The organism is Ruegeria sp. CH5 (assembly GCF_056537025.1).
This window is the reverse complement of sequence record NZ_JBQFQT010000007.1, coordinates 61,246-88,212: the sequence shown is the minus strand read 5'-3', so window position 1 is coordinate 88,212 and position 26,967 is coordinate 61,246. Positions and strand designations below refer to the sequence as shown.

The following is a 26,967-nucleotide window of genomic DNA, read 5'->3' as shown; positions in this document are numbered from 1 at the left end:
GCTGAACCCTCTGGCCACACTGCCACGGTTAGGCGTTGTGAAAAAAGGTTCTGGAATTACGGAACCGCAACGAAAGGAAAGTGACACGTGGCACGTATTGCCGGCGTAAACATCCCGACTGCAAAGCGGGTACCAATCGCCCTCACATATATCACCGGTATCGGCAACACCTCGGCCAAAGCGATCTGCGAAGCCGTTGGCATCGACACGACCCGTCGCGTCAATGAACTGTCTGATGCCGAAGTTCTGGCCATCCGCGAATACATCGACGCGAACTTCACCGTCGAAGGTGACCTGCGTCGCGAAGTTCAGATGAACATCAAGCGTCTGATGGACCTGGGCTGCTATCGCGGTCTGCGTCACCGCCGCAACCTGCCGGTTCGCGGTCAGCGTACCCACACCAACGCTCGTACCCGCAAAGGCCCCGCAAAGGCCATTGCTGGTAAGAAGAAATAAGGGAGGGTCTGACTGATGGCACGTGACAAGACTCGCGTTAAGCGCAAAGAGCGTAAGAACATCGCATCGGGCGTCGCCCATGTGAATTCGACCTTCAACAACACCAAGATCCTGATCTCGGACGTGCAGGGCAACGCCATTTCGTGGTCGTCGGCCGGCACCATGGGCTTCAAGGGATCGCGGAAATCGACCCCCTACGCCGCTCAGATGGCTGCAGAAGATGCAGGCAAGAAGGCGCAGGAACATGGCGTCAAGACGCTGGAAGTCGAAGTTCAGGGCCCCGGTTCGGGTCGTGAATCGGCTCTGCGTGCGCTGGCTGCCGTGGGCTTCAACATCACGTCGATCCGCGATGTGACCCCGATCGCCCACAATGGCTGCCGCCCGCCGAAGCGCCGCCGCGTCTAACCGATCGAATTACCAGGCTGGGGCCGTGTTTTTACACGGCCCCGGTTCGCCGTTTTGAAACCTCGGGCGTCTGCACCTGATTGGTCATGGGGCGCAGACAGGAATGGAGGGATTACATGATCCACAAGAATTGGGCAGAATTGATCAAGCCGACCCAACTGGAAGGCAAGCCGGGCAACGATCCCGCGCGGCAGGCAACCCTGTTTGCGGAGCCGCTTGAGCGTGGCTTTGGTCTGACCCTGGGCAACGCGCTGCGCCGTGTTCTGATGAGCTCGCTGCAAGGCGCCGCCATCACCAGCGTCCAGATCGACAACGTCCTGCACGAGTTCAGCTCGGTCGCAGGCGTTCGTGAAGACGTCACCGACATCATCCTGAACCTCAAGCAGGTCGCTCTGCGCATGGAAGTCGAAGGGCCCAAGCGCCTGTCGATCAATGCCAAAGGCCCCGCAGTTGTCACCGCCGGTGATATCAGCGAAAGCGCCGGCATCGAGGTTCTGAACCGTGATCACGTCATCTGCCACCTGGACGATGGCGCCGAGCTCTTCATGGAACTGACCGTCAACACCGGCAAAGGCTATGTCTCGGCCGAGAAGAACAAGCCCGAAGATGCGCCCATCGGCCTGATCCCGATCGACGCGATCTACTCGCCGGTCAAGAAAGTCGCCTATGACGTTCAGCCGACCCGTGAAGGCCAGGTTCTGGACTATGACAAGCTGACCATGAAGATCGAAACCGACGGCTCGATCACGCCCGAGGACGCGCTGGCCTTCGCCGCCCGCATCCTGCAGGATCAGCTGTCGATCTTCGTCAACTTCGACGAGCCGGAATCGGCCGGTCGCCAGGACGAGGACGATGGTCTGGAGTTCAACCCGCTGCTGCTGAAGAAAGTGGACGAGTTGGAACTGTCGGTTCGTTCGGCGAACTGCCTGAAGAACGACAACATCGTCTACATCGGCGACCTGATCCAGAAGACCGAAGCCGAGATGCTGCGCACCCCGAACTTCGGCCGCAAGTCGCTGAACGAGATCAAGGAAGTGCTGTCCGGCATGGGTCTGCACCTCGGCATGGATGTGGAGGATTGGCCGCCCGACAACATCGAAGATCTGGCGAAGAAATTCGAAGACGCGTTCTAAGCGCGTCTTCTCCAATGCCCGGGCTGCCGGGGACCGTATGGGCATTTCCGCCCCAAGGAGAGCCGGTGACACGCATCGCCGGCCAGACAAAGCAAAACGCGAAAGAAGGAATTGAAAAATGCGTCACGCACGTGGTTACCGCCGCCTGAACCGTACTCATGAGCACCGCAAGGCCCTGTTCTCGAACATGGCCGGCTCGCTGATCGAGCACGAACAGATCAAGACGACCCTGCCCAAGGCAAAAGAACTGCGCCCGATCGTTGAAAAACTGATCACCTTGGGCAAGCGCGGCGATCTGCACGCCCGCCGTCAGGCCGCAGCTCAGCTGAAGGAAGACAAGGACGTCGCCAAGCTGTTCGAGGTTCTGGGCCCGCGCTACAAGGACCGTCAGGGCGGCTATGTCCGTATCCTGAAAGCTGGCTTCCGCTATGGCGACATGGCTCCGATGGCGATCATCGAATTCGTTGATCGTGACATCGACGCCAAAGGCGCAGCCGACAAGGCCCGCGTCGCCGCCGAAGAAGTGGACGTTGACGAAGAATAAGAACCGGCTGCATTGCCGCTTCAAGGCCCCTGTCCGGATATCCCGGTCAGGGGCTTTTTCTTGTGGATCGCCTCGCTCACGGCGGACATGGCAGCGGCAAGGTTTCGCGTGCTCTATTGCATTCGCGTGCCGACCTCCGCATATCTTCGGCGGATGATGAACGGAGCTGTCATGATACGCACGATCCTGGCCGTATGCCTGATGACACTGGCCACCCATGCCGGTGCCGAGACACGGGTTCCTCAGTCACAGGTCGAGATTTCGATGGGTTTTGCCCCGGTGGTCAAAAAGGCGGCCCCGGCGGTGGTAAACATCTATGCCAAGATCGTCCGGCCTGGACGCAGCAGTCCGATTTTCACGGATCCGTTCTTTCGCGACTTTTTCGGCGGTGGGTTCGGTGCACCGCGGCCGCGGGTGCAAAACTCGCTGGGGTCGGGCGTCATCCTGACCGAGGACGGCTATGTCGTCTCGAACTATCACGTTGTCGGCACCGCGACCGAGATCCGGGTCGTGACCACGGATCGTCGCGAGTTCCAGGCCGAGGTCGTTCTGGGCGACGAGGAAAGCGACATCGCCATCCTGCGCCTGCGGGACGCGCAGGGACTGCCGTTTCTGCGTCTGCGGGATTCTGACCATGTCGAGGTGGGGGAACTGGCCCTGGCCATCGGCAACCCGTTCGGCGTGGGGCAGACCGTGTCGTCTGGCATCATCTCGGGGCTGGCGCGGTCTGGCACCGCCACTGGCAATGCACGGGGCTATTTCATCCAGACAGACGCGCCCATCAACCCGGGCAATTCCGGTGGCGCCCTGATCGACGTGAATGGTGACCTGATCGGCATCAACACCTCGATCCTGACGCGGTCGGGTGGATCCAATGGGATTGGCTTCGCCATTCCGGCCAATCTGGTCGCAGAGTTTCTGCGGCAGGCCCAGGAAGGAAACGTTGGTTTCGTCAGCCCTTGGGCGGGTATGGCCGGACAGACCATGAGCGCCGACATCGCCGAATCCCTTGGGCTTTCGTTGCCGCAAGGCGTTGTGATCTCGGACCTCCATCCGCTCAGCCCGTTGGCCGAGGCCGGCCTGCGGGTCGGGGACATCGTCACGCATGTGGACGGCGAAGAGGTGAATTCTCCGGCTGAGATGAAGTTCCGCATGTCTGTGGCGGGTGTTGGTGGGACATCCGTTCTGACCCGGCTCCGCGGTAGCGAGCGTGCTGAGGTCAGCGTCGATCTGGTGCCCGCGCCCGAGACGCCTCCGGCCGAGGAAACCACTCTAGACGATCGCACGGTTCTTCCGGGAATGACGGTTGCGCGCATCAACCCGGCAATGATTGCCAAGATGGGCCTGCTGCTGTCGCAGACCGGCGTGGTCGTGGTCGACCCCGGCCCCTACGGCGCGCGGGCCGGGTTGCGGCCCGGCGATGTCATCAATGCCGTGAACGGGCGACAGGCTGAACGTCCGCGTGACGTCGTTCGGGCGCTGCGCGATCCGGGGCGGCGGGTGCAGATCGACCTGGTGCGCGGTGGCAAACCCGTGTCGTTGCGGTTCAGGCTGTGACCGCATGAGTGACCTGTTCGACACCGAACGCCAGGCCTCGGAACCGGCCCCGAACCGCCCGCTGGCCGACCGGCTGCGGCCCCAGGCGCTGTCCGAGGTGATCGGGCAGCAACAGGTTCTGGGCCCCGAGGCGCCGCTGGGGGTGATGCTGGCGTCGGGCAGTCTGTCCAGCCTGATCCTCTGGGGGCCGCCGGGGGTGGGAAAAACCACGATCGCGCGGCTACTTGCCAAGGAAACCGACCTACATTTCGAACAGATCAGCGCGATCTTCACCGGCGTTCCCGACCTCAAGAAGGTGTTCGAGGCTGCCAAGTTGCGGCGGCGGAACGGCCGGGGGACGCTGTTGTTCGTGGACGAGATCCATCGTTTCAACAAGGCCCAGCAAGACGGGTTCCTGCCGCATATGGAGGACGGGACGATCCTTCTGGTGGGCGCGACCACCGAAAACCCCTCGTTCGAGTTGAACGCCGCCGTGCTCAGCCGCGCGCAGGTGCTGGTGCTGGAGCGGCTGGGGCTGGCCGATCTGGAACGCCTGACGCAACGCGCCGAAAAAGAGCTGGGCAAGGCGTTGCCCCTGACACCCGCGGCGCGGGACGCGCTGCAGGAGATGGCGGATGGAGACGGCCGGGCGCTGTTGAACCTGATCGAACAGATCGCGGCCTGGTCGGTAGACGCGCCGCTGGACCCCGACGCGCTGGCCAAGCGCCTGATGCGCCGCGCCGCGAAATACGACAAGTCGGGGGACGAACACTACAATCTGATCTCGGCGCTGCACAAATCGGTGCGCGGGTCCGACCCGGATGCGGCGCTGTACTGGTTCGCCCGGATGCTGACTGGGGGCGAAGATCCGCGATACTTGGCCCGCCGCATCACCCGAATGGCGGTCGAGGATATCGGACTGGCCGATCCGCAGGCCCAGTCGATCTGCCTGCATGCGTGGGAAGTTTACGAGCGGCTCGGGTCGCCCGAGGGTGAGTTGGCGCTGGCGCAGGCGGTCGTGTATCTGGCGCTGGCGCCCAAATCCAACGGGGCCTATGTGGGCTACAAGGCGGCGATGCGCCTGGCCAAACAGTCGGGCAGCGAGCCGCCGCCCAAACACATCCTGAACGCGCCGACCGGGTTGATGAAGGATCAGGGCTATGGCGCGGGCTATGCCTACGACCACGATGCCGAGGACGGGTTCTCGGGGCAGAACTACTTTCCCGAGACCATGAAACGCCCGGTCCTGTACCAGCCAGTCGAACGCGGGTTCGAGCGCGAGTTGAAAAAGCGTCTGGACTACTTTTCGAAACTGCGCAGTCAACGCAACGGGTCGTGACGCAAGGTCAAATCAGGCCGTGCCGTCGCGTTTTGCGCGACACCTAAGGCGCGGCCGGGTTTCCCTAGGGTTGCATGCCGCCAGGGAGGAGCGCAGATGACCGTTTCCATAGACAAGACAGACGACGTGTGGACCATCATCCACGACCGGCCCCAGGCCAGAAACGCCGTGGATGCCGAACACGCGGCAGCCCTGGCCGAGGCCTTCATCGCCTTCGAGGACAGCGCGGCCAAAGCCGCCGTGTTCTGGGGCAAAGGCGGCAATTTCTGCGCGGGCTGGGACCTCAAGATGGCAGCCACGCTGTCCGACCCGGACCTGCGCGAGCCCTATTTCGACAAGCATGCTTTTCCGATCGGGGCGGCGCCGTCGCTGCTGGGCCCGATGGGTCCGTCGCGGCTGGAATTGTCAAAGCCGGTCATCGGCGCGATCGAAGGCGCCGCTGTTGCCGGCGGCATGGAACTGGCCTTGTGGTGCGACATCCGGGTGATGGCCGAGGACGCCTATATGGGCGTCTATTGCCGCCGCTGGGGGATCACGCTGATGGATGGCGGTTCGGTGCGGCTGCCGCGGCTGGTCGGGCAGGGCAAGGCGCTTGAGATTGCGCTGACAGGGCGCAAGGTCAAGGCTGACGAGTGCGAACGGATCGGCCTGGCCGAGAAAATCGTGCCGCAGGGTGAAGCACGCACGGCGGCCGAAGCGATGGCGCAAGAGATCGCCCGGTTCCCGCAGGAGGCCGTCCGCGCCGACCGCCGCTCGATCATCGAAACCCGGGGGATGCCGATGCGCGAGGCGTTGAAGGTCGAATGGGCCAACGGACTGGACGCCATCCGCCGCGAGGGCACATCCGGCGCGGCTCGGTTTCGCGATGGGGCCGGGCGGCACGGAGATTTCACCGATATCTGAGCGGCCTTGGCCCTGCGAACCCGTCAGCCTGCTTGACTCTTGCCTTGCGGCGCGCGACAGACGCGGATGTTTTCTGAGGCACTGACACGGGCGATTTTCCGGGCGCGCAGCATCCGGTCGCAAGGGGTATTGGCATGAGCGGCGTACAGATGATCACGGTCGAGCCGGGCGACGGCCACCAGCGGTTGGACCGCTGGTTGCGGCGCCTGTTCCCGCATGTCAGCCAGGGCCGGATCGAAAAGATGTGCCGCAAGGGTGAACTGCGCGTGGATGGCGGCCGGGTCAAGGGCTCGACACGGTTGCAGGCGGGGCAGGTGGTGCGCGTGCCGCCCCTGCCGGACCCGGATCACAAACCGGCCCCGGCCCGCCCGCGCGTGACCGATGCCGATGCGAAAATGATACAGTCTTGCGTGATCTACCGGGATGACCACGTGCTGGCACTGAACAAGCCCCATGGCCTGCCCGTTCAGGGCGGCAGCGGCCAGGCCCGGCATGTGGACGGCGTCGCCGAGGCGCTGCGCTTTGGCTATGACGAGAACCCGCGGCTGGTGCACCGGCTCGACAAGGACACCTCGGGCGTGCTGCTGATGGCGCGTACGCGCGAAGCGGCCAAGGGGCTGACCGCGGCCTTCCGGCATCGCAACACGCGCAAGATCTACTGGGCGCTGGTGGCCGGCGTGCCGACCCCGTATCTGGGCGAGATCAAGACCGGGCTGGTCAAGGCCCCCGGTCATGGCAAGCAGGGCGAGGGCGAAAAGATGATCGCCGTCCATCTGAACGAGATCGACAGCACACCGGGTGCCAAACGGGCCCATACGCTCTATGCCACGCTGTATCGGGTGGCGGGGCGTGCATCTTGGGTCGCGATGGAGCCCGTCACCGGCCGCACGCACCAGCTGCGCGCGCATATGGCGGCCATCGGGCACCCGATCATCGGCGATGGGAAATATGGCGGTTCCGGTCAGGAAAACCTGGGCGATGGCTGGGGCGCACAATTGGGCGGGGTCATCAGCAAGAAGCTGCATCTGCACGCGCGAACCGCGTCGTTCAAGCATCCGATTACCGGCAAGCAGATCACGATCAACGCTCCGCTGCCGCCGCACATGAAGGACAGCTGGGATACTTTGGGCTGGACCGAAGATCTGGCCGCCGAGGACCCGTTCGAGGAGTTGCAATGACCGCGCCTCTGCGCCTGGTTCTGTTCGATGTCGACGGGACGCTGGTGGACAGCCAGGCCAGCATCGTGTCAGCCATGACCGCCAGTTTTCAGGCTCTGTCCCTTCCGGTGCCAGATCGCGCGGCGATCCTGTCGATCGTGGGGCTGTCCTTGCCGATTGCAATCGCGCGCCTCGCGGCGGATCAGTCGCAGGCAACTCAACGCCGTTTGGTCGAGGGCTACAAAGAGGCGTATCACGCTCATCGGCTTGAGATGGGGGCGGCAAGTTCACCGCTCTATCCCGGCGCGCGCGAGGTTATCGGATCGTTGCAGGCCGTGCCCGAGATCCTTCTGGGCGTGGCGACGGGTAAATCGCAGCGGGGGTTGAATGCCTTGCTCGAGGCGCACGGGTTGGATTCGGTCTTCGTCACCCGTCAGGTGGCGGACCATCATCCATCCAAGCCGCATCCCTCGATGATCGAAACGGCGCTTTTTGAAACAGGGGTTTCGACCGGTGACGCCGTGATGATCGGCGACACCAGCTTTGACATGGAAATGGCGCGGGCCGCCGGGGTTGCGGGGATCGGCGTGGGCTGGGGCTATCATGAACGGTCGCAGCTGGGTGCGGCGACCGCGGTGATCGACCGGTTCGAGCAGCTGCCCGGCGTCCTGTCCGCAGTCTGGGGATAACGATATGAGTGAGTGGAAACCGAAACGCTTTTGGACAGCCAGTGCCGTGGTCGCGACCGATGGCGGCTATACCGTCGAGTTGGACGGCCGCCGGGTACGGACACCGGCCAAGGCTGCTCTGGTCCTGCCCACCCGGGCCATGGCCGAGGCGGTGGCCCGCGAGTGGGACGCGCAGGAAAAGGAAATCGATCCGGCGACGATGCCCTTCACCCGCTCGGCCAACGCGGCAATCGACAAGGTGCAGCATCAGCACGCGGAAGTTGCCGACATGTTGTCGGACTATGGCGATTCGGACCTGCTCTGCTATCGCGCAACCCACCCCGAAGCCCTGATCGCACGTCAGCGCCGCGAATGGGATCCCGCGCTGGACTGGGCCGCGGAAACGCTGGGCGCCAGACTGATCCCGGTCGAAGGCGTCCGGCATCAGCCTCAGGCCCCCGAGGCGCTGGATCGGCTGCGTCGGCAGGTTCACGACCTGGACGCGTTCCGTCTGGCGGCGTTTCACGACCTTGTGAGTCTGTCGGGTTCGTTGATTCTGGGTTTTGCCGCTGCCCAAAACTGGCGCAACCCGGAGGAGATATGGCGCATTTCTCGGCTGGATGAATCGTGGCAGGCCGAGCAATGGGGGGATGACGACGAGGCGGTCCAAGCCGCCGAACTGAAGAAGATCGCCTTTTTGCACGCGAAAACCTTCTATGATCTATCGGTTTGAGCCTTTCTGGTCCTGATTTGAGAGGCTTGGGCAGTTGCCTTGCCGGGAACATATCGTTTTCACTGATCCGACCCTTGACGTTTGTTTATGAATGCGCCCAAACTCGGGCGCACTAAAGGGGAGACACCTTTGGGGTAACCTATCCGGCTACCTTTGTGTGTCGGACAAGATCCGTCCCGGGATGGGGCGGGAAATCAGGAAGAGGTAAAAATGAAAAAATCCGTAATCTTGGGCGCGGCGACGATTGCCGGTCTTGCTGCCGGCGCGGCCGCGGCAGGAACCATGGACGACGTCAAAGCGCGCGGCAAGCTGAACTGCGGTGTGACCACCGGTCTGGTTGGCTTTGCTGCACCTGACGCGAATGGCGAATGGCAGGGCTTTGACGTTGCTGTATGCCGCGCAGTAGCCGCCGCCGTTCTGGGTGACGCGAACGCTGTTGAATTCGTTCCCACCACCGGCAAGACTCGCTTCACCGCTCTGGCTTCGGGCGAAGTTGACATGCTGGCCCGTAACACCACCTGGACCTTCAGCCGCGACGTCGACCTGAAGTTCGAATTCGTGGGTGTGAACTACTACGACGGTCAGGGCTTCATGGTGCCCAAGGCACTGGGCGTCAGCTCGGCCAAGGAACTGGACGGCGCCACTGTCTGCATCCAGACCGGCACCACCACCGAGCTGAACCTGGCGGACTTCTTCCGCTCGAACAACATCAGCTACGAGCCGGTTCCGATCGAAACCAACGCCGAAGCGCAGCAGCAGTACCTGGCAGGTGCCTGTGACGTTTACACCACCGACGCTTCGGGCCTGGCCGCAACCCGCGCCACGTTCGAAAACCCCGGTGATCACGTTCTGCTGCCCGAAATCATCTCGAAAGAGCCGCTGGGCCCGCTGGTCCGTCACGGCGACAACGAGTGGGGCGACATCGTTCGCTGGACCCTGAACGCTCTGATCTCGGCCGAAGAGCTGGGCATCACCTCGGCGAACATCGACGAGATGGCTGCAGGTACCGAGAACCCGGAAATCAACCGTCTGCTGGGTAGCGAAGGCACCCTGGGCGAGATGCTGGGCCTGGACGCACAGTGGGCCATGCGCGCCATCAAGGCGGGTGGCAACTACGGCGAAGTGTTTGCCAAGAACATCGGTGAGGAAACCCCGATCGGTCTGGCACGCGGTCTGAACGCACAGTGGACCGATGGTGGCCTGCTGTACTCGCCGCCGTTCCGCTAAAATCCACGGAAAAGGGCGCAGGGCAACCTGCGCCCTTTTTTGCAAAACAGAATGCTACGGGCTGCTCGGGAGCGGGGAAAACCCTGCCGGGAAGGAAGCGTCCGAAAAGCACGGGGATCCCAAAATATGTCGACTATGACTGACCCACCGAAGGCTGACTTTCGGTTGTCGATGCTCATAAACGATACACGCTATCGCTCTCTTACATTTCAGGTGATCGCGGCAATCGTTATTGCGCTCAGCATCTGGTATCTTGGTAACAACCTGATCCAGAACCTTAGGGCCGCAGGGCTCAACATTTCTTATTCTTTCCTGGGCGATCCGTCCGGGTATGACATCAACCAGCGATTGATCGAATATGACAGCCAGTCCTCGCATGGGCGTGCGGCTGTCGTCGGCATTCTCAACACGCTTTTGGTTGCAGTCCTGGCTTGTATCACTGCCACGGTGTTTGGCGTGATCGCCGGCGTTTTGCGCCTGTCAAACAACTGGCTTGTATCCAAGCTGATGGCGGTCTACGTGGAAATCTTCCGGAATATTCCGGTTCTGATCTGGATCATCATCATCTTCACGATCATGACCGCCGTGCTGCCGGGACCGAGGGAGTTCCGGGGCGATAACCCAACATCCAGCATGCTGTTTGATCTGTTCGCCTTTACCAACCGCGGCGTCTATGTCCCGCGCCCCGAGTTTGCGAATGGGCTGTTCGGTTCGACCTTTCTGAATTGGCTGCTGGTCATCGCGGTTTTGGTCGCTTCGTGGTTTGCGTCTCGTGAAATTGAGAAACGCGCCACGCTCAAACAGGAACAGACGGGCGAGCGTCCAAAGACCGGCCTTGTGAAGCTTGCAGTTTGGCTTGTGCCTTTTGCGCTGCTGATGATTTTGATGGGCCTGACCTGGGATGTCCCCGCTCTGAAAGGTTTTAACTTCAGCGGTGGTATCAAGGTCGGCGGCCCGCTGATCGCATTGTGGTTCGCTTTGTCGATCTATACCGGCGCCTTCATCGCAGAAAACGTACGTGCAGGTATTCAAGCGATTTCAAAAGGTCAGACCGAGGCTGCGGCCGCGTTGGGCCTGCGTCCCGGCCGGATCATGAATCTTGTGATCCTGCCTCAGGCGCTGCGGGTCATCATCCCGCCGTTGATCTCGCAATATCTGAACATCACCAAGAACTCGTCTCTGGCGATTGCAGTCGGCTATGCGGATATCACCGCAACGCTGGGTGGCATCACGCTGAACCAAACCGGTCGTGCGATCGAGTGCGTCTTGCTGCTGATGCTGTTCTATCTGACAGCCTCGCTGCTGATTTCGATGGCGATGAACATCTACAACGCATCCGTCAAGTTGAAGGAGCGCTGAGCCATGGCTGATCAAACAACAAATCCGATCGCATTTGTGGCCGACGGCACCATTCCTCCGTCGCCTCCGCCGGCAAACCAGACGGGTATCGTCAAATGGCTGCGTGAGAACCTTTTCTCGGGTGTCACAAACACGATCCTTACCCTTCTGTCGATTCTGCTGATCTATGTGCTTCTCAAGAACACCTTGCCGTGGATTTTGAACGGCGTTTGGAATGCAGACTCGCTCGCGCAATGCCGCGAGATTCTGGACGGCAAGACCGGGGCCTGTTTCGCAGTTCTCACCGAACGCTGGCATCAACTGATCTACGGGTTCAAATATCCGGTAGAAGCGTATTGGCGCCCGAACTTGGCGTTTGTGCTGATGTTGGTGGCTGTGGCACCTGTTCTGTTCTTCGACCTGCCTCGAAAGTTGCTGCTGTTTACGGCGCTCTACCCGTTTATCGCTTTCTGGCTGATTTGGGGTGGAACCATCATGGTGCCTATCGTGGCCCTGCTGGGGTGTGTCGCGGCAGGCGTGGTATTCCAGAAATTTGGCCGCAACAGCTTTGCAGCCGGGTTCTTTGGGGCCATTGTCGTGGCGCTGGTCGTGTGGAATGTCGGCGGGGCACTAATTCCCGAAGACGCCAACGAAGGTGCGCTGCTGACTGCGGTGCCCAGCCGTGACCTGGGTGGTTTTATGCTGAACCTGATGTTGGGCGTGACCTGTGTTTCACTGTCTTTGCCCCTGGGTATTGCACTGGCTCTGGGTCGTCAGTCCGATATGCCGCTGATCAAGTGGGTTTGCGTCATCTTCATCGAATTCATCCGTGGCGTGCCTTTGATCACGCTGCTGTTCGTGGCTTCGGTGATGCTGGCCTATTTCTTCCCGCCTGACAGCACGGTCGACCTGTTTCTGCGCGTTGTGATCATGATCACCATGTTCTCTGCCGCCTATATCGCCGAGGTGATCCGCGGCGGTCTGGCTGCGCTTCCGCGCGGTCAGTATGAGGCAGCAGACAGTTTGGGTCTGGACTACCCGCAGGCGATGCGTCTGATCATCCTGCCACAGGCCTTGAAGATCTCAATCCCTGGTATCGTAAACGTGGCCGTTGGCCTGTTCAAAGATACCACGCTGGTTTCGGTCATCTCGATGTTCGATCTGGTGGGCATGATCCGGGGTCCCATCCTGGCGTCGACCGAATGGAACGGCGTCTATTGGGAGCTTCTGGGCTTTGCCGCGCTTCTGTTCTTCGTCGTCTGTTACGGCATCTCTCAATATTCCCAGTGGCTCGAGCGTCGCCTTGCCACGGATCATCACTAAGGAGTTCAACACATGTCTGAACTTGCAATCGACCGCGAAATTGACCGCTCTAAAATGCAGGTGAGCGACGAGGTCGCCATCGAAATCACCAACATGAACAAGTGGTACGGGTCCTTCCACGTGCTGCGCGACATCAATCTGACCGTCAATCAGGGCGAGCGGATCGTGATCGCGGGGCCGTCGGGGTCGGGCAAATCCACTCTGATCCGCTGCCTGAACGCGCTGGAAGAACACCAGCAGGGCAAAATCGTGGTGGACGGAACCGAGTTGTCGAACGATCTGAAGAACATCGACAAGATCCGGTCCGAGGTTGGCATGGTGTTCCAGCACTTCAACCTGTTTCCGCATCTGACCATTCTGGAAAACTGCACGCTGGCCCCGATCTGGGTGCGTAAAACGCCCAAGAAAGAGGCCGAAGAGCGCGCGATGCATTTCCTTGAGAAGGTCAAGATCCCCGAACAGGCCGACAAGTATCCCGGTCAGCTGTCGGGTGGTCAGCAGCAGCGTGTGGCGATCGCACGAAGCCTGTGCATGATGCCGCGGATCATGCTGTTTGACGAACCGACATCCGCTCTGGACCCCGAGATGATCAAAGAGGTGCTCGACACCATGATCGAATTGGCCGAGGAAGGCATGACCATGCTCTGCGTGACCCACGAGATGGGCTTTGCCCGCCAGGTGGCGAACCGCGTGATATTCATGGATGCCGGTCAGATCGTGGAACAGAACGAGCCGGAAGAGTTCTTCAACAACCCGCAAAGCGAACGGACCAAGCTGTTCCTCAGCCAGATTCTGGGTCACTGACGCGGGTTGAATACGACGTTGGAAAGGGCGGGGTGATCCCGCCCTTTTTTCATTCCAGCAACGCGCGCGGCGTGACGAATTCGATCACCTGGCCGTCGTACCAACCGATTCCGGACCAGTCCGCCATATCAAATTGAAGAACCGTGGTCGCACAGGTCGGATAGTCGAGGAACCGCGGGTGCTCCGGTGCAGACTGAGCAATACGTTCCGCAAACTCCGCGATCCCCGGATTGTGGCCCAGCAGCAGGACCGTTTGACCCGTCGCCCTGGACAACGCCTGCCGGATCTGGTCGGGCGAGGCATGATAGAGTTCGGAGAGGAACCGGATGTTGGACGCGCTCAGCCCCATCCGAAGCCAGGTCTCGCGCGTGCGCTCGGATGAAGAACTGAGGACCTCGTCGGGCCTATAACCATTGCGTCGCAGCCAATCGCCGATGGCGGAGGCCGAAGCTCGCCCGCGCTTGTTCAGTGGTCGGTCATGATCGGGCAGGCCGGGATGGTCCCAACTGGATTTTGCGTGGCGGGTCAGGATAAGTGTGCGGGTCATTCCGGGTGAAAGGCTCTCATGTGATGGGCGGATTGCTCGGCCCGACGTCCGGCCCCCACGCTGAGCGGACAGGCCAGCCGGGCTGCGCATCCCTGTGTCATGCAGGCCTGACCGGGCGGAGTTCTCAGGTAGCCGTGGCAGGCGTCGACGTCATAGAACGTTTTGGCGTTCAAGGCCCCGACCGGGCAGGCCGATGCGCAGGGCGCAGGGCAATTGATACATGGCGACGGGTCGTCTGCGACGGGAATGTCGAACTCGTGATCAAAGTGCAGGGCTCCACGCAATGAAATCATCATTCCCACCGTGTCGTGCACCAGCGCGCCCACCGGGCTTTGAAACGCACGTCCCGATTTCAACGCCCAATCTATGAATGGCGCATACGGGGGGCCGCCGAATGGATACAACGCCTGGGCGCCCAGGTCTTCCGCAAGGGTGCCGACCACTCGGAGCGACCAACGGTCGACCGGGTCTGGCTTGCCGTCCAACCACTCGGCCGAAGCGGTGAGGACCGGCCAAAAGCTGCTGCCTGCCCCGAGCAGAATAAGCGTGCCGCGATCCAACTGTTTGGCGCCACTCACCCGCGGGTGTTGTGCGCCCATGACGATCAGGCCCGCTGCCTCGGATGTGGACACCACTTGATCATAGGTCACTTGCGTCGAAACGGCAGAGCGAGGCTCCACCCCAGCTTCGTCGGTCGATCGTCCTGCCATTCCAGCCCCACCGTCATGTCATCGTGGCCGGCCTCGGGCTGTGCCACATATGTCCCCATCAAACGATCCCAGATGGATAATGCAAAGCCATAATTGCTGTCATGTTCCCTGCGCAGCACCGAATGGTGGACCCGGTGCATGTCCGGTGTGACCAGTATTCGGCGCATGGCGGCATCCACGGCGGCGGGCAGGCGGATGTTCGAATGGTTGAACAAAGCCGTGCCGTTCAGCAGGACTTCGAACAGGATGACCGCGAGCGCGCTGGGCCCCAGCAGGTAGACGAGACCGATCTTCAAACCCATCGACAAGGCGATTTCGACTGGGTGAAAGCGAACGGCCGTGGTGACATCCATATCCCGGTCGGCATGGTGCACACGGTGAAGACGCCACAGGATCGGCACTTTGTGGGTGATCAGATGTTGCGCCCAGATGGCGAAATCCAGCACCAGGACACAAAGGGTGACCTCGACCCATTTGGGCCAGTCCAGAGTGTTGAAAACTCCGACGCCCAACCGGCCGGCATCCAAGGCTGCCCCGACCGCCAGCAAAGGGAACCCGATCGCCATCGCCCGCAGTGTCAGTGTGTTCAAAAGGGTGACCGATAGGTTGGTCAGCCAGCGGCGCGATCGAGGCACGCGTAGTGGGCGGCGCGGGGCAAGCCTTTCGGCCAACGCGAAGGTCAGAAACAGCGTCAAAAAGATGCCCAAGCGGATGATGAGTTCACGCTCCATGTATTCAAATTTAAGAATGTGAGTGTGAACTGCAAGGGTGGGCTTGCTCGCTTCAGTCGGGGCGGATCAGAGACCCCGCACCATGTTCGGTGAACAGTTCCAGCAGCACGGCATTGGGGGCACGGCCGTCCAGAATGACCACGGCGCGCACGCCGCTGTGCAGCGCGTCCAGCGCGGTTTCGGTCTTGGGGATCATGCCGCCTGCGATAGTGCCCTCGCGGGTCATCTCGCGGATCTGGCCCGCCTTCAACTCGGTCACGACCTCTCCGGCGGCGTTCTTGACGCCGGACACGTCCGTCAGCAGCAGCAGGCGATCGGCCTTCAGTGCCGAGGCGATCGCCCCGGCGGCGGTGTCGCCGTTCACGTTGAACGTCTCGCCATTGCGGCCCGCCCCCAGCGGAGCGATCACCGGGATCACGTCATGCGAGAACAGGTCGTGCAGGATCTTGGGGTTCATTTCGGCGGGCGTGCCGACATACCCCAGCGACGCATCGGTCTGGTCACAGGTCATCAGGTTGGCATCCTTGCCCGACAGGCCGACGGCCGTTCCACCCTGGGCATTGATGGCCTGCACGATGCGCTTGTTGACCACGCCGGACAAAACCATCTCGACCACTTCGACCGTTGCGGCATCGGTAACGCGCTTGCCGTTCACGAAGTCCGACTGGATGTCCAGCTTGTCCAGCATCGCGTTGATCATCGGCCCGCCGCCATGCACGACCACCGGGTTCACGCCGACCTGACGCATCAGCACCACGTCGCGGGCAAAGCTCTCCATCGCTTCGTCGCTGCCCATGGCGTGCCCGCCCAGCTTGATCACGACGATCGCTCCGTCATAGCGCTGCAGATAGGGCAGGGCGCTGTTGAGCGTGGCGGCGGTGGCTATCCAATCCCGGTTCATGTCCTGTTTCTTCATGGCTGTCGTCCCTCTGGCCTTCCCTGTTAGGGCCTTTGGCCGGACCTGCCAAGCCCGGAACGGGCTGGCCACAGGTTTTGTTGCGTGGCGCGCCAAAAGGGGGACGCTGTCGCGCCACGCAGACGGGCGGCACCACAGGGGCACCGCCCGAACCGGTCAGTTGAATGCGCGCCGAACCGCGGGTATGTTGCTGAACACCAGCAGGTCGACGGCCAGCACCGCAAGCAGCGTCAGCCCGACCAGCGGAAAGGCCATGGCCGTGAACAGCCCGACCAGCACCGCGCCCTTCCACAGGGGCATCTCAGACGGCATCGGCGGCGCCGCCAGACGGCTGGCGCCGGAGGGCCGCCGCTTGATCCACATGACAACGCCGGACACGCAGACAAAGATCACCGACAGGCAGAACACCACGTTCAGGACAAAGTTCCACAGACCCGCCAGACCCATATGCAGAGGAATGCCCACCGCCATTGCCTTGCCCATCAGCGAGTAGTCCTGAAACCGCACGTCGGCCAGAATCTTTCCGGTGTACTGGTCGATATGGACGGTGCGGTCCTCGGTGGCGTCGGTCGAATCGCCGCTCATGCTGTCGCGGTTCAGGGTCCACACGCCCGTGTCACCGTTGGGATAGGCGACGCGGAACCGGTTCTGCATGCCCAGGGACTCACCCAGCGCAACCATCGCATCGATATTGACCGCAACGCCCGCCGGTATCCCGGCCACGCCCGCTTCCGAACCCGAGGCCGGCATCGGTGTCTGTTCCAGCGCCCAGGGCACGTCGTTCTGGCTGCCGTGGTTCATGCTGGCATGCAAATCGTCCGACAGTGGGACATTGTCCCATTTCTCGGCCGGAAAGCTGCTCCAGGCCTGCACGAACTTGCCGCCCCAGATCCCGGTCCAAGACATGCCCGAAATCAGGAACCCGACCAGCAGAAGCGACATCCAGAACCCGGTGACCGCGTGCAGCGATTTCCACAGGTTCCGGCCCCGCGCCCGCAGGTCGGGCACCAGGGCCGACACCACGTTGCCGCGCGGCCACCACATGTAAAGGCCGGTGAACACCAGCAGCAGCGCCATCCCGGCCGCGATTTCCAGAATGCGATCGCCGGTATCGCCCATCAGCAGGGTGGAGTGGATGTTGTCGGCCAGATCGTACCACCCCGCGCGACGGTCCCAGACCTGGATCACCTCGCCGGAATACTGGTCGATCGCCACCATGCGCTGGCCGGTTTCGGCCTTGACTCGGAACACGGTTGCCAGATCCGGCGCCTTGGGGCCGATCCATTCGACTACGCGGCCCGGAACGCGGGCCTGCACTAGATCGGCCAGTTCGGATGCGGGCATCGCCTGGCCCGTGATCTCGACTGCGATCTTTTCTCCGTCGCGGCCATCGGCTTGGGTAATGAACATCATCATCAGGCCGGTCACTGCCAGGATGATCAGGAAGGGGACAACAAAAAGCCCCGCATAGAAGTGCCACCGCCAGGCGGCCCTATAGAATTTTTGCGCGTGCTCGCGCCGGGCCGCCTGCGCGACCCCGGTTTGGCTGTCTTGTGCCATTTCAGTCTCCAGAAATTCGGAACATCCCCGGCCGGGCGGCCGAGGTTTCAGGTCTTGTTCGCGGATTCAGGAGACGTGGGGCGGACCCCGGGCATCATACCGGGCGTGGAACCCGGCGCTGCGATGAGTGAAATCCACATGCGCCCAACGCGCGGCAATCGGCCAGTCGGCAGGCAGTACCGTTCCCACTTCGGCCAATTGGCCTGCCAGAACAATCCCGCCATAGGGGCAGGCGCTGCGTTCGTCGGTGTCGTTGTGGTCCGGGGCGTCCTCGCCCGGGTCGATCCAGCGCTCGACCGGGCCGTCGCCGGTGCAGATCACCATCAGAATCGCCCCGTCCGAGTTGCGCGTGGGCATCCAGCCCATCGGGATTGCACCGGATACCATCACGGCAACCAGCGTCAGCACCGAAATGACGCGCATCAGCAGCATCATTCCAGATTGGCGATGATCGAACGCAGCGTCGGGATGCCGTCGCCCTTCTCGGACGAGGTCAGCACGATCTCGGGATAGGCAGCGGGGTGTTTGGACAGGGCACCGCGCACCTGTTCCAGAATCCTTTCGCGGTCCTTGGCCTTGACCTTGTCGGCCTTGGTCATCACGCATTGAAAGGTCACGGCGCTGGTGTCCAGCAGCTTCATGATCTCGTCATCCACGGGCTTCACGCCGTGGCGGGAATCGATCAGCACGAAGGCCCGGCGCAGGGTCTGCCGTCCGCTCAGATACTGCTTCAGAAGGCGTTGCCATTTCTCGACCACCTTGACCGGCGCATTGGCATAGCCATAGCCGGGCAGGTCAACCAGATACAGGTCGGGGCCCTGGGTGAAGAAGTTGATCTCTTGCGTGCGGCCCGGCGTGTTCGAGGCGCGGGCCAACCCTTTGGTGCCGGTCAGAGCGTTGATCAGGCTGGATTTACCCACGTTCGACCGGCCGGCGAAACAGACCTCAAGCCGGTCGGGGGCGGGCAGGCCGTTCATCGCCACCACGCCCTTGACGAACTCGGACGGTCCGGCAAACAGCTTGCGGCCGGCCTCTTTTGCCTGCTCGTCGGGATCGGCCGCCAGGGGAAATGGCAGAGCTGTCATAGAACCTGCACCTTGTCTCCGGGGCGGATCGTGCCTTGGCGAATGACTTCGGCGTATACTCCGAAATCCTGATGGTCCCAGCTGCGCAGAGCGCCTAGCGTATCCGCGTCCCGCACTCCGGTGTCGGGGTTCGCAGTCGTTGCCATGCAGCGCGTAATCCGTTCGCGCACGTGAAATACGGCCTCGCCGATCTGCACATCCTTATCCAGCCAATCGAATTCTTCCCAAAGAGGAAGGCCATCGAACCAGATGTTGCCACGCCAGCGGCAAATCGACAGTTCGCGGCCCAGACGCTGTTCGACCGCCCGGTGCGAGGCTATGTTGCACAGGCTGACCGAGGGATAGTCACTGTCGGTCATACCACGGCCGGGAACCCGGACGATCCGTGCAGATGCGGCGCGGTCGGTGGGCATCAGCGGGCGGACCCACTCCAGAAACAGGTCTTGTTCTGTGTCCGGGCGAAAGATCAGTTCGGGCCGATCCGGGTGGCTGAGGGTCACGCGATCCCCGTCCAGAACGGCCGATATCGCCATCAGCTGGGGCGCCTTCGAGCCGCGGCTGAAATTGGCGCAGGGCGCCCACTCGGATCCGTCGGCCTTGGACATCTCATGCGCCACCGCCCAAACGCGATCCCCGGGCATGGTCTGCCCGGGGATAATGGTGACTTCCTGCAGGGATTCTCTGCCATGGCTTTTGATCGGATGGCGCCAGATCTGCGTGACTTGCCCGGTCATTTCTTGTCCGTCTTGGGGGTTTTCTTGAACCCCGACTTGATGTTGCCAAACACATCCGGCGTATAGCCCTGGCTGCGCATGATCAGGTATTGCTGGGTGAACGTGATGGTGTTGTTTGCGATCCAGTAAACGACCAGCCCGCTGGCAAAGCTGCCCAGCATGAACATGAATACCCATGGCATCCAGGCAAAGATCATGGCCTGGGTCGCGTCGGTGGGCGCCGGGTTCAGCTTTTGCTGCAGCCACATCGAGATCCCCAGCAGCAGCGGTAGGATGCCGATGAAAATCGTCGCCATCAGCGTGCCCGGCTCAGGTCCGGCCCACGGCAGCCAGCCGAAGAAGTTGATGATCGAGGTCGGATCCGGCGCACTCAGGTCCCGGAAAGGACCGAACCAGGGGGCTTGCCGAAGTTCGATGGTGACGAAGATCACCTTGTAGAGAGAAAAGAAGATCGGGATCTGCAGCAGGATCGGTAGACAGCCGGCGGCCGGGTTGACCTTTTCCTTTTTGTACAGCTCCATCATGCCCTGCTGCATCTTCTGACGGTCGTCGCCGGCAGCTTCTTTCAGGGCTTCCATCTGTGGCTGCAATTCCTTCATCTTAGCCATCGAGACGTAGGATTTGAACGCCAGCGGGAACAGGATTGCCTTGATGATCAGGGTCAGCCCGATGATCGACCAACCCATGTTGCCGATCAGGGCGTTGATGTTGTGCAGCAGCCAGAAAATCGGCTTGGTCAGGAAGAAGAACCAACCCCAGTCAATGCTGTCGATAAACTTCTGAACGCCCCGGGCCTGATATTCGCGGATGGTCTCCCATTCCTTGGCCCCGGCAAACAGTCGGGTGGTAACCTCGGCGGATTCGCCGGGGGCAACCGTCATCGTCGGCAACACCGTTTCGGCCTGGTAGATCTTCCGACGCGCGTCATATTTCGCGGCCGCCTTGAAAGCCGACCCCGGATCGGGGATCAGCGTGGTCATCCAATAATGGTCGGTAAAGCCGATCCAGCCGTTTTCCTTGACCTGATAGACCTCGGCCTGTGCCCGTTCGTTGGGGTCGATGTCGAAATCGCGGACATCGCCATAGTCGACCTCGGACAGGGTCCCGTCGGCCATGCCGATCACACCTTCATGCAGGATGAAGAAGTTCTTCAACCCCGGCAGATCGCCATCCTCGCCGATGCCGTGGCGGGCCAGAATGCCGTATGGGGCCATTCCGACCTCGGCTCCGGTGCCGTTTTCGACGGATTGGGTCACGGTGAACATGTAATCCGCATCCACACCGATCGTGCGGCGGAATGTCAGGCCCGCGCCATTTTCCCATTTCAGGGTTACTGGGCTGTCTACCGACAGGGTCTCGCCCTGTTCCAGTGTCCAGATGGTATTCGGGCCCGGCACGTCCGAACCAGCCAAACCGGCACCGGGTGCCCACCCGTAGAGGGCGTAATAGGCCGAATTGGACCCAACGGGCGACAGCAGTTCGACGATCGGCGCGCCTTCGTCGATCGAGACCTTGTAGTCTTTCAGATACAGTTCGTCGATCCGTCCACCCGAAAGCGACAGGCTGCCCGACAGACGCGGCGTGTCGATTTGGATCCGCGGCGCGGTGGCTTCCGGCAGGGTTTCCTCTGCGGTGGCGGTTGCCTCGCCGACAGTCGTGCTTCCGGCGCTGGGCGTCTGAATCTCTTCCCCCTCCGAGGCGCTGATTTCAGCCTGCTCAGGCGTTGTGGTCGGTTCCGGTGGGGGGAACAGCACAAACCAGACCAGGATCACAAGGAAACTAAGCGCGGTTGCAAGGATAAGATTCTTGTTCTGATCGTCCATCTGGGACAGCCACCTTGAGCAGTGAAAGACAACGCAGGGTTCAACAGAGTGCAGCCCAAAAGGTCAAGCGGAATCGCCCCGGAAATCGTGAGTGTAGGGCAATCCAGTCCCCGAAATCAGGATTTCCGGCCCATTTCGCGGCCAATCCGCGGTGCGCCTCCCAGTTTCGCGCGGCGGTCCTTGATCCAGTCGAGCGTATGCTCGACCGGCATCGGCTTGCCGATCCCAAACCCTTGGACATGGTGACACCCCAATTGCGCCATCAGCGCGTGCTCGCCGGGGGTTTCCACCCCCTCGGCCAGGGTTTCAAGGTTCAATCTCTCGGCCATCATCAGAATGGCGCTGACCATTTGCTGCTGGGACGGTTCCCGGTCCGCATTGGACACGAAAGACCGGTCGATCTTGATGCGGGAGACATCAAAGCGTTTGATCGACGAAAATGATGCGTGACCAGTGCCGAAATCGTCCAGATCGATGCAACAGCCGAGCTTGGACAACTGGGTCACGTTGCGGGTGATGACATCATCGGGGCGGCGCGAAAAAACGGTTTCAAGGACTTCCACAGCCAGCCGGTCCGGCGAAAGGTCGAACTGGTCCAACTCCCATCGCACCCGGTCAACAAGTGAGGGGTCCCGCAATTCGTCCGACGAAAAGTTGATGCCGATCCGAGGAATGACGGCGCCAGCGCAGTCCCAGTCACGCATCGCGCGAAAGGCGTGGTGGCGGATCGTCTGGCCCAACTTGTCCATCAGCTTGGCCTGTTCGGCAAAAGGCAGAAACACCTGCGGCCCGACAACTCCCTTGGAAGGGTGTTCCCATCGAGCAAGGGCCTCAAACCCGGTGATGTCGCCGGTGTCCGTTGAAACCTGTGGTTGAAACCATGGGCGGATCTGACCGGTTTCCAGAGCAGTCTCCAACTCCTTGCGGAAATTGATATGGACGACTGATGTGCGTCGCGTGGCCTCGGAGTAGGCGCGGATCGTGGAAGGCCCGTTCCGCTGTGCTTCGGCCAGCGCGGCCCGAGCGGCCTCGATCCAGCTGTCCGGCGCTTCATCGGCAACGGCAGAGTGCAGGCAAAATCCAGCAGAGCAGGACAGATAGAGGCTGGCATTGTCCAAAGCGATCGGTTCCTCCACCGTGCTTTGTATGCGGCCCGAGGTTTGGATGCAGCTTTCCAAGTCCAGATGCCGTGAGGGCCGCAACCCGATCAGGAACGTGTTTCTCGACAGGCGTGTTGCAATATCCTCGCTTCGGATCACCGCCAGGATGCGGTCGCAGAAGCGCCCTGCCACATAGTCGGCTGCCGCAGTGCCGTGCAGCTCTTCGACATCGTCGAAATCATCCAGTGACACAACGATGCAGGCTGAATCCTCTCCGGTTGCCCGCGATGTGCTGTGCAGGTACTCCATCTCGGCGTAGAAAGCATCGCGTGGCAACAGCCCCCTGGGCCGCATGTGCGTCGCCGAACCAAGACCTGCACCCGGTTGAAGCCGTTGGGCAGCCGAAAACAACAGAGGCAGTCCCAGAGCGACAACGACCAACGCCGTGTCGCCGCCCAGCCAGAAAGCAGCCAGGCACAATGCAGGTACGAATGCCAAAACCTGCGGCATTGCCAGAACGGTCAGCAGAGCATTCTGAAAACTCTGGAGTGAGAACCTTTTCAGCATCGATTCCGGCCTTCCAATTGCGCGAACTGCGTCCAATCGGAGGCTAGGAAATCATTCTGAGTCAGACGTTAACGCAGAAGCGGAATTTCTTCCGAATTTTCGCCGTTTTTGCCGGGGTCCAGCATCAGGCCGGCAAAATCGAACAGCTTGGGATCCAGCAAGTGCGAGGGCCGGGCATTGGTCAGCGCGCGGAACATCACCTGCCGGCGGCCGGGGCTGTTCTTTTCCCATTGGTCCAGAATCTGTTTGACCTGCTGTCGTTGCAGGCCGTCCTGACTGCCGCACAGGTCGCAGGGGATGATCGGATAGTTCATCGCCTTGGCGAATTTCTCGCAATCGGCCTCGGCCACATGGGCCAGCGGGCGATAGACGAACAGGTCGCCTTCTTCGTTCACCAGTTTCGGAGGCATGGTCGCCAGACGGCCGCCGTGGAACAGGTTCATGAAGAAGGTTTCTAGGATGTCATCGCGGTGATGCCCCAGCACCACGGCCGAGCACCCTTCCTCGCGCGCGATCCGGTACAGGTTGCCACGGCGCAGGCGCGAGCACAGTGCGCAATAGGTGCGGCCCTGCGGTACCTTGTCGACCACGATGGAGTAGGTGTCCTGATACTCGATCCGGTGCGGCACGCCCATGCGTTCCAGAAACTCGGGCAGCACGGTGGCCGGAAAGCCCGGCTGCCCCTGATCCAGATTGCAGGCCAGCAGGTCCACGGGCAGCAGGCCGCGCCATTTCAACTCGTACAGAACGGCCAGCAGGGTATAGCTGTCCTTGCCGCCCGACAGGCAGACCAGCCAGCGCGGCGGCTTGCCGTCCTTGTCGTGGGCCGACGGGTCAACCATGCCGTATTGCTCGATCGCCTCGCGCGTCTGGCGCACGATGCGTTTGCGCAGCTTCTTGAACTCGGTGGTCGAGGGCGCACCGGCAAACAGCGGATGGATATCGTCGGCATCGTCGAACATGCGCAGCCCCTACCGCAGATGCGCCGACCGGGCAAGGCCCGCCTAGCCGGACAGCCGGCCCAGCAGGGCGTCAGTGTCCAGCCCCGAGACCGATCCGGGTACGCGCCCGCTTTCGCCCAGAACCCGGGTGGCGATGTATCCATCGGCCACCGCACCGGGCGCGTGGCGCAGCAGCAGTGCGGCGGTGAGCAGATGCGCGGTGGCCTCGGCGAACCAGCGGGCCTCGGCCTCGGGGGGCAGGGTCGGCCAACGGTCGCGATGCGCCTTCAGCGCGGCGTCATAGCGGCGGTCGGCTCCGGTTGCCGCGTCCAGTTCGGCCTGCACGGTCTGGGCGGCCAGCGGGTCGCGCGCAAGGCTGCGCAGAATGTCCAGGCAGATCACGTTGCCAGACCCCTCCCAGATGCCGTTCAGGGGCGCTTCGCGATAGATCATCGGCATCGGCGTGTCGTCGACATAGCCCATGCCGCCCAGCACCTCCATCGCCTCGACCGCAACGACGGGGCAGCGCTTGTTCGACAGGAACTTGGCAAGCGCCACCCCGATCCGGGCAAAGGCGCGGTCTTCGGCAGTGTCCCCGTCAAAGGCGCGGGCCACGCGCAGGCCGAGGGTCAGCGCGCCTTCCCAGTCCAGTACCAGATCGGCCAGAACGGCGCGCATCAGAGGCTGGTCGATCAGGCGGCGCTGAAAGGCGCTGCGATGGCTGACCCAGTGATGTGCTTCGGACAGGGCCGCGCGCATCAGGCCGGCGGGGGCCATCGCGGTGTCGAGCCGGGTGTGATGCACCATCTCGATGATCGTGCGCACGCCGGCCCCCTCATCCCCCAGCTGATAGGCCAGCGCGTCATGGAACTCGACCTCGGACGAGGCATTGGCGCGGTTGCCCAGCTTGTCCTTGAGGCGCATCAGGTGGATGGCGTTGCGCTCGCCTTCCAGCCAGCGGGGCACCAGAAAGCAGGTCAGCCCGCCGGGCGCCTGCGCCAGCGTGAGGAACCCGTCGGACATCGGGGCCGAGCAGAACCATTTGTGGCCGCGCAGCCGCCAAGCATCGCCGTCGCGGGTGGCCGTGGTGGTATTGGCGCGCACGTCCGAGCCGCCCTGTTTTTCGGTCATCGCCATGCCCAAGGTCGCCGAGCGTTTTTCTCTGATCGGGCGGGGGGCTGGGTCATAAGTGTCGGCGGTCAGTTTCGGGCGCCAGATTTCGGCCAGTTCGGGGTTGGTGGCCAGCGCCGGCACGGCGGCATAGGTCATGGTCAGCGGGCAGCAATGGCCCGGCTCGACTTGGCTGGCCAGATAGACCATCGCGACATGGGTCGCGTGACCGCCCGGTTCTCCGTCCCAGGCAAGCGAAGCATAGCCTGCCGATTGGCTCAGATCCATCACGTGATGATAGGCCGGGTGGAACCGCACCTCGTCCAGACGGCGGCCGCCCCGGTCGAAGAGGCAGAGTTCGGGCGGGTGCAGGTTGGCGTCGTGCCCGGCGTCGCGCGTTTCGGCCCGGCCCAGAGCGGCCCCGTAGGCGGCCAGCGGAGTCGCCCGTGCCCCGGCGCGCGTGGCGCAGTCGCGCAGAACCGGGTCCGAGGTCCACAGGTCAACGTCGCCGCGCTCGGGCGGTTGGTTCGTCACTTCATGCGTGGGCAGAGATTGGCGGGCGTTGGATCTGGACATGGGCGCCTCGGACGGTTGTTGCTGACACCGATGTTCAGCGGCGCACCCCCCTGGGGTCAAGCGTGACGGGGTGTCAGATCAGGGCGCGTCGGGTTTGTCGTCGGGCACCGGGTCATAGCCGTCGCCGCCCCAGGGGTGGCAGCGCCCGATGCGGCGCGCGGCCAGCCATGCGCCCTTGATCGGGCCGTGCTTTTCCAGCGCTTCCAGCGCATAGGCCGAGCAGGTCGGCTGATAACGGCAGTTGAACCCCACCCAGGGGCTGAAGATCAGCCGGTAGGCCCGGATTGGCAGCGCGAGGATATGGGCAAGCAGGGTCATTTGCGCGGGCTGTGGATCTTGCGCAGGGCCTGGCGCAGATCGTCCAGCAAGGCGTCAAAGGGGCGGGCGGCGGTCACCTCGGCCCGTCCGATCAGGACGTAATCCCACCCGTCCCGGCCATGGTCCGGCAGAACGGCGCGGGCCGCCTCGCGCAGGCGGCGCTTGGCCCGGTTGCGGGCTACGGCATTGCCGACCTTTTTCGAGCAGGTGAAACCGACGCGAATGCCCTCGGCCTCATCCGGCGCGCGCTTGCGGGCCTGCACCATCATGGAAGGCGTGCCCTGTCGTCGGGCCCGTGCGGCCCTGAGGAAATCGCTGCGCTTGCGCAGCACCGACAGAGCAGGCGCGCAAACGGACGCCGCCGGGGGCATATCCCCGGGGTGGTCAGTGCCATCCACAGGGGCCTCCGGCGGCGTCATGTTCAAAACCTGAAAGGTCGCGCGGTTTATGCGCTCAGCGACTTGCGGCCGCGGGCACGGCGAGCGTTCAGGATCTTGCGGCCGGCCTTGGTGGCCATGCGCGCGCGGAAACCGTGGCGGCGTTTGCGAACCAGGTTCGAAGGCTGATAGGTGCGTTTCATCGCTCCGTCTCCAATCTTTGGCGGTCGGGTGCGGCGCGGATTCGCCTGCCCGTGGTGTTCGAAGCCCGTCCTCTACTGGGAACCGGCGGGCAAGTCAAACCCC

29 protein-coding genes are annotated in these 26,967 nt (G+C 62.3%); 14 read left to right on the top strand and 15 right to left on the bottom strand.

What is annotated here, in order from left to right; genetic code table 11:
• Positions 1–87 precede the first annotated feature (87 nt).
• From rpsM to ACR0JC_RS18025, 14 genes are all read left to right on the top strand, one after another.
• Positions 88–456, top strand: coding sequence for a 30S ribosomal protein S13 (gene rpsM / locus ACR0JC_RS18090; protein ID WP_093965378.1), 369 nt, complete (start codon positions 88–90; stop codon positions 454–456).
• A 15-nt stretch (positions 457–471) separates the two neighbouring features.
• Entirely contained in the window at positions 472–861 is a 390-nt protein-coding gene (rpsK, locus tag ACR0JC_RS18085; RefSeq protein WP_008757289.1) for a 30S ribosomal protein S11, read from the top strand.
• Positions 862–977: 116 nt separating this feature from the next.
• Positions 978–1,994, top strand: coding sequence for a DNA-directed RNA polymerase subunit alpha (locus ACR0JC_RS18080; RefSeq protein ID WP_170343465.1), 1,017 nt, complete (start codon positions 978–980; stop codon positions 1,992–1,994).
• Positions 1,995–2,112: 118 nt separating this feature from the next.
• On the top strand, positions 2,113–2,538 hold the full coding sequence (gene rplQ / locus ACR0JC_RS18075; protein ID WP_093965383.1) for a 50S ribosomal protein L17: 426 nt from the start codon (positions 2,113–2,115) through the stop codon (positions 2,536–2,538).
• A gap of 171 nt (positions 2,539–2,709) precedes the next feature.
• On the top strand, positions 2,710–4,095 hold the full coding sequence (locus ACR0JC_RS18070) for a trypsin-like peptidase domain-containing protein (RefSeq protein WP_170343466.1): 1,386 nt from the start codon (positions 2,710–2,712) through the stop codon (positions 4,093–4,095).
• A 4-nt stretch (positions 4,096–4,099) separates the two neighbouring features.
• Positions 4,100–5,413, top strand: coding sequence for a replication-associated recombination protein A (locus ACR0JC_RS18065; RefSeq protein ID WP_170343467.1), 1,314 nt, complete (start codon positions 4,100–4,102; stop codon positions 5,411–5,413).
• A gap of 96 nt (positions 5,414–5,509) precedes the next feature.
• On the top strand, positions 5,510–6,316 hold the full coding sequence (locus tag ACR0JC_RS18060) for a crotonase/enoyl-CoA hydratase family protein (RefSeq protein WP_170343468.1): 807 nt from the start codon (positions 5,510–5,512) through the stop codon (positions 6,314–6,316).
• A gap of 134 nt (positions 6,317–6,450) precedes the next feature.
• Entirely contained in the window at positions 6,451–7,494 is a 1,044-nt protein-coding gene (locus tag ACR0JC_RS18055; protein WP_170343469.1) for an RluA family pseudouridine synthase, read from the top strand.
• On the top strand, positions 7,491–8,162 hold the full coding sequence (locus tag ACR0JC_RS18050; protein ID WP_170343470.1) for an HAD-IA family hydrolase: 672 nt from the start codon (positions 7,491–7,493) through the stop codon (positions 8,160–8,162). Before ACR0JC_RS18055 ends, ACR0JC_RS18050 begins: the two co-directional genes overlap by 4 nt.
• Positions 8,163–8,166: 4 nt before the next feature.
• Positions 8,167–8,874 carry an ATP12 family chaperone protein gene (locus ACR0JC_RS18045; RefSeq protein WP_170343471.1) on the top strand — a complete coding sequence of 236 codons (708 nt, stop codon included), beginning with the start codon at positions 8,167–8,169 and terminating at the stop codon, positions 8,872–8,874.
• A 210-nt stretch (positions 8,875–9,084) separates the two neighbouring features.
• Positions 9,085–10,101 (top strand): amino acid ABC transporter substrate-binding protein, encoded by a 1,017-nt coding sequence (locus ACR0JC_RS18040; protein WP_170343472.1) that lies wholly within the window; start codon positions 9,085–9,087, stop codon positions 10,099–10,101.
• A 126-nt stretch (positions 10,102–10,227) separates the two neighbouring features.
• A complete protein-coding gene (locus ACR0JC_RS18035) occupies positions 10,228–11,460 on the top strand; it encodes an amino acid ABC transporter permease (RefSeq protein WP_093965394.1) in 1,233 nt (410 codons plus the stop codon).
• Between the two features lie 3 nt (positions 11,461–11,463).
• The gene (locus tag ACR0JC_RS18030; protein ID WP_170342939.1) at positions 11,464–12,762 is read left to right on the top strand and encodes an amino acid ABC transporter permease; all 1,299 of its coding nucleotides are present in this window, start codon (positions 11,464–11,466) and stop codon (positions 12,760–12,762) included.
• Positions 12,763–12,774: 12 nt separating this feature from the next.
• Positions 12,775–13,566 carry an amino acid ABC transporter ATP-binding protein gene (locus tag ACR0JC_RS18025; RefSeq protein WP_093965397.1) on the top strand — a complete coding sequence of 264 codons (792 nt, stop codon included), beginning with the start codon at positions 12,775–12,777 and terminating at the stop codon, positions 13,564–13,566.
• A 49-nt stretch (positions 13,567–13,615) separates the two neighbouring features.
• Here the strand turns inward: ACR0JC_RS18025 and ACR0JC_RS18020 are convergent, their stop codons facing one another.
• From ACR0JC_RS18020 to rpmH, 15 genes are all read right to left on the bottom strand, one after another.
• On the bottom strand, positions 13,616–14,113 hold the full coding sequence (locus ACR0JC_RS18020; RefSeq protein WP_170343473.1) for a SixA phosphatase family protein: 498 nt from the start codon (positions 14,111–14,113) through the stop codon (positions 13,616–13,618).
• Positions 14,110–14,763 (bottom strand): ferredoxin, encoded by a 654-nt coding sequence (locus tag ACR0JC_RS18015; RefSeq protein WP_170343474.1) that lies wholly within the window; start codon positions 14,761–14,763, stop codon positions 14,110–14,112. The genes ACR0JC_RS18020 and ACR0JC_RS18015 overlap by 4 nt, the downstream gene beginning before the upstream one ends.
• Positions 14,760–15,554 carry a sterol desaturase family protein gene (locus tag ACR0JC_RS18010; RefSeq protein ID WP_170343475.1) on the bottom strand — a complete coding sequence of 265 codons (795 nt, stop codon included), beginning with the start codon at positions 15,552–15,554 and terminating at the stop codon, positions 14,760–14,762. Before ACR0JC_RS18010 ends, ACR0JC_RS18015 begins: the two co-directional genes overlap by 4 nt.
• A gap of 52 nt (positions 15,555–15,606) precedes the next feature.
• Complete coding sequence (gene argB / locus ACR0JC_RS18005) at positions 15,607–16,470, bottom strand: acetylglutamate kinase (protein ID WP_093965404.1); 864 nt, start codon at positions 16,468–16,470, stop codon at positions 15,607–15,609.
• Between the two features lie 156 nt (positions 16,471–16,626).
• Positions 16,627–18,030, bottom strand: a complete 1,404-nt coding sequence (locus tag ACR0JC_RS18000) for a PepSY-associated TM helix domain-containing protein (protein ID WP_170343476.1) — start codon at positions 18,028–18,030, stop codon at positions 16,627–16,629.
• 66 nt (positions 18,031–18,096) lie between these two features.
• A complete protein-coding gene (locus ACR0JC_RS17995; RefSeq protein ID WP_480764005.1) occupies positions 18,097–18,465 on the bottom strand; it encodes a DUF2946 family protein in 369 nt (122 codons plus the stop codon).
• Positions 18,462–19,115 carry a ribosome biogenesis GTP-binding protein YihA/YsxC gene (yihA, locus tag ACR0JC_RS17990; protein WP_170343477.1) on the bottom strand — a complete coding sequence of 218 codons (654 nt, stop codon included), beginning with the start codon at positions 19,113–19,115 and terminating at the stop codon, positions 18,462–18,464. Before yihA ends, ACR0JC_RS17995 begins: the two co-directional genes overlap by 4 nt.
• Positions 19,112–19,849 (bottom strand): MOSC domain-containing protein, encoded by a 738-nt coding sequence (locus ACR0JC_RS17985; RefSeq protein WP_170343478.1) that lies wholly within the window; start codon positions 19,847–19,849, stop codon positions 19,112–19,114. The genes yihA and ACR0JC_RS17985 overlap by 4 nt, the downstream gene beginning before the upstream one ends.
• On the bottom strand, positions 19,846–21,672 hold the full coding sequence (gene yidC, locus ACR0JC_RS17980; RefSeq protein ID WP_170343479.1) for a membrane protein insertase YidC: 1,827 nt from the start codon (positions 21,670–21,672) through the stop codon (positions 19,846–19,848). Before yidC ends, ACR0JC_RS17985 begins: the two co-directional genes overlap by 4 nt.
• Before the next feature lie 116 nt (positions 21,673–21,788).
• Positions 21,789–23,339 carry a putative bifunctional diguanylate cyclase/phosphodiesterase gene (locus ACR0JC_RS17975; protein WP_254430831.1) on the bottom strand — a complete coding sequence of 517 codons (1,551 nt, stop codon included), beginning with the start codon at positions 23,337–23,339 and terminating at the stop codon, positions 21,789–21,791.
• Positions 23,340–23,407: 68 nt separating this feature from the next.
• Complete coding sequence (ttcA, locus tag ACR0JC_RS17970) at positions 23,408–24,301, bottom strand: tRNA 2-thiocytidine(32) synthetase TtcA (RefSeq protein WP_170343480.1); 894 nt, start codon at positions 24,299–24,301, stop codon at positions 23,408–23,410.
• A 42-nt stretch (positions 24,302–24,343) separates the two neighbouring features.
• Positions 24,344–25,966: an acyl-CoA dehydrogenase family protein gene (locus ACR0JC_RS17965; RefSeq protein WP_170343481.1), complete on the bottom strand. Its 1,623-nt coding sequence runs from the start codon at positions 25,964–25,966 to the stop codon at positions 24,344–24,346.
• Between the two features lie 78 nt (positions 25,967–26,044).
• Entirely contained in the window at positions 26,045–26,284 is a 240-nt protein-coding gene (gene yidD / locus ACR0JC_RS17960) for a membrane protein insertion efficiency factor YidD (RefSeq protein ID WP_170343482.1), read from the bottom strand.
• A complete protein-coding gene (rnpA, locus tag ACR0JC_RS17955; protein WP_170342922.1) occupies positions 26,281–26,703 on the bottom strand; it encodes a ribonuclease P protein component in 423 nt (140 codons plus the stop codon). The genes yidD and rnpA overlap by 4 nt, the downstream gene beginning before the upstream one ends.
• 26 nt (positions 26,704–26,729) lie before the next feature.
• Positions 26,730–26,864 carry a 50S ribosomal protein L34 gene (gene rpmH, locus ACR0JC_RS17950; protein ID WP_005980833.1) on the bottom strand — a complete coding sequence of 45 codons (135 nt, stop codon included), beginning with the start codon at positions 26,862–26,864 and terminating at the stop codon, positions 26,730–26,732.
• Positions 26,865–26,967: the final 103 nt, after the last annotated feature.

What these genes read in the sequence shown, in the direction of transcription:
- rpsK (WP_008757289.1), top strand. Translation starts at nt 472, where the DNA reads ATGGCACGTGACAAGACTCGCGTTAAGCGCAAAGAGCGTAAGAACATC.
- ACR0JC_RS18080 (WP_170343465.1), top strand. Translation starts at nt 978, where the DNA reads ATGATCCACAAGAATTGGGCAGAATTGATCAAGCCGACCCAACTGGAA.
- rplQ (WP_093965383.1), top strand. Translation starts at nt 2,113, where the DNA reads ATGCGTCACGCACGTGGTTACCGCCGCCTGAACCGTACTCATGAGCAC.
- ACR0JC_RS18070 (WP_170343466.1), top strand. Translation starts at nt 2,710, where the DNA reads ATGATACGCACGATCCTGGCCGTATGCCTGATGACACTGGCCACCCAT.
- ACR0JC_RS18065 (WP_170343467.1), top strand. Translation starts at nt 4,100, where the DNA reads ATGAGTGACCTGTTCGACACCGAACGCCAGGCCTCGGAACCGGCCCCG.
- ACR0JC_RS18060 (WP_170343468.1), top strand. Translation starts at nt 5,510, where the DNA reads ATGACCGTTTCCATAGACAAGACAGACGACGTGTGGACCATCATCCAC.
- ACR0JC_RS18055 (WP_170343469.1), top strand. Translation starts at nt 6,451, where the DNA reads ATGAGCGGCGTACAGATGATCACGGTCGAGCCGGGCGACGGCCACCAG.
- ACR0JC_RS18050 (WP_170343470.1), top strand. Translation starts at nt 7,491, where the DNA reads ATGACCGCGCCTCTGCGCCTGGTTCTGTTCGATGTCGACGGGACGCTG.
- ACR0JC_RS18045 (WP_170343471.1), top strand. Translation starts at nt 8,167, where the DNA reads ATGAGTGAGTGGAAACCGAAACGCTTTTGGACAGCCAGTGCCGTGGTC.
- ACR0JC_RS18040 (WP_170343472.1), top strand. Translation starts at nt 9,085, where the DNA reads ATGAAAAAATCCGTAATCTTGGGCGCGGCGACGATTGCCGGTCTTGCT.
- ACR0JC_RS18035 (WP_093965394.1), top strand. Translation starts at nt 10,228, where the DNA reads ATGTCGACTATGACTGACCCACCGAAGGCTGACTTTCGGTTGTCGATG.
- ACR0JC_RS18030 (WP_170342939.1), top strand. Translation starts at nt 11,464, where the DNA reads ATGGCTGATCAAACAACAAATCCGATCGCATTTGTGGCCGACGGCACC.
- ACR0JC_RS18025 (WP_093965397.1), top strand. Translation starts at nt 12,775, where the DNA reads ATGTCTGAACTTGCAATCGACCGCGAAATTGACCGCTCTAAAATGCAG.
- ACR0JC_RS18020 (WP_170343473.1), bottom strand. Translation starts at nt 14,113, where the DNA reads ATGACCCGCACACTTATCCTGACCCGCCACGCAAAATCCAGTTGGGAC.
- ACR0JC_RS18010 (WP_170343475.1), bottom strand. Translation starts at nt 15,554, where the DNA reads ATGGAGCGTGAACTCATCATCCGCTTGGGCATCTTTTTGACGCTGTTT.
- argB (WP_093965404.1), bottom strand. Translation starts at nt 16,470, where the DNA reads ATGAAGAAACAGGACATGAACCGGGATTGGATAGCCACCGCCGCCACG.
- ACR0JC_RS18000 (WP_170343476.1), bottom strand. Translation starts at nt 18,030, where the DNA reads ATGGCACAAGACAGCCAAACCGGGGTCGCGCAGGCGGCCCGGCGCGAG.
- ACR0JC_RS17995 (WP_480764005.1), bottom strand. Translation starts at nt 18,465, where the DNA reads ATGATGCTGCTGATGCGCGTCATTTCGGTGCTGACGCTGGTTGCCGTG.
- yihA (WP_170343477.1), bottom strand. Translation starts at nt 19,115, where the DNA reads ATGACAGCTCTGCCATTTCCCCTGGCGGCCGATCCCGACGAGCAGGCA.
- ACR0JC_RS17985 (WP_170343478.1), bottom strand. Translation starts at nt 19,849, where the DNA reads ATGACCGGGCAAGTCACGCAGATCTGGCGCCATCCGATCAAAAGCCAT.
- yidC (WP_170343479.1), bottom strand. Translation starts at nt 21,672, where the DNA reads ATGGACGATCAGAACAAGAATCTTATCCTTGCAACCGCGCTTAGTTTC.
- ACR0JC_RS17975 (WP_254430831.1), bottom strand. Translation starts at nt 23,339, where the DNA reads ATGCTGAAAAGGTTCTCACTCCAGAGTTTTCAGAATGCTCTGCTGACC.
- ttcA (WP_170343480.1), bottom strand. Translation starts at nt 24,301, where the DNA reads ATGTTCGACGATGCCGACGATATCCATCCGCTGTTTGCCGGTGCGCCC.
- ACR0JC_RS17965 (WP_170343481.1), bottom strand. Translation starts at nt 25,966, where the DNA reads ATGTCCAGATCCAACGCCCGCCAATCTCTGCCCACGCATGAAGTGACG.
- yidD (WP_170343482.1), bottom strand. Translation starts at nt 26,284, where the DNA reads ATGACCCTGCTTGCCCATATCCTCGCGCTGCCAATCCGGGCCTACCGG.
- rnpA (WP_170342922.1), bottom strand. Translation starts at nt 26,703, where the DNA reads ATGACGCCGCCGGAGGCCCCTGTGGATGGCACTGACCACCCCGGGGAT.
- rpmH (WP_005980833.1), bottom strand. Translation starts at nt 26,864, where the DNA reads ATGAAACGCACCTATCAGCCTTCGAACCTGGTTCGCAAACGCCGCCAC.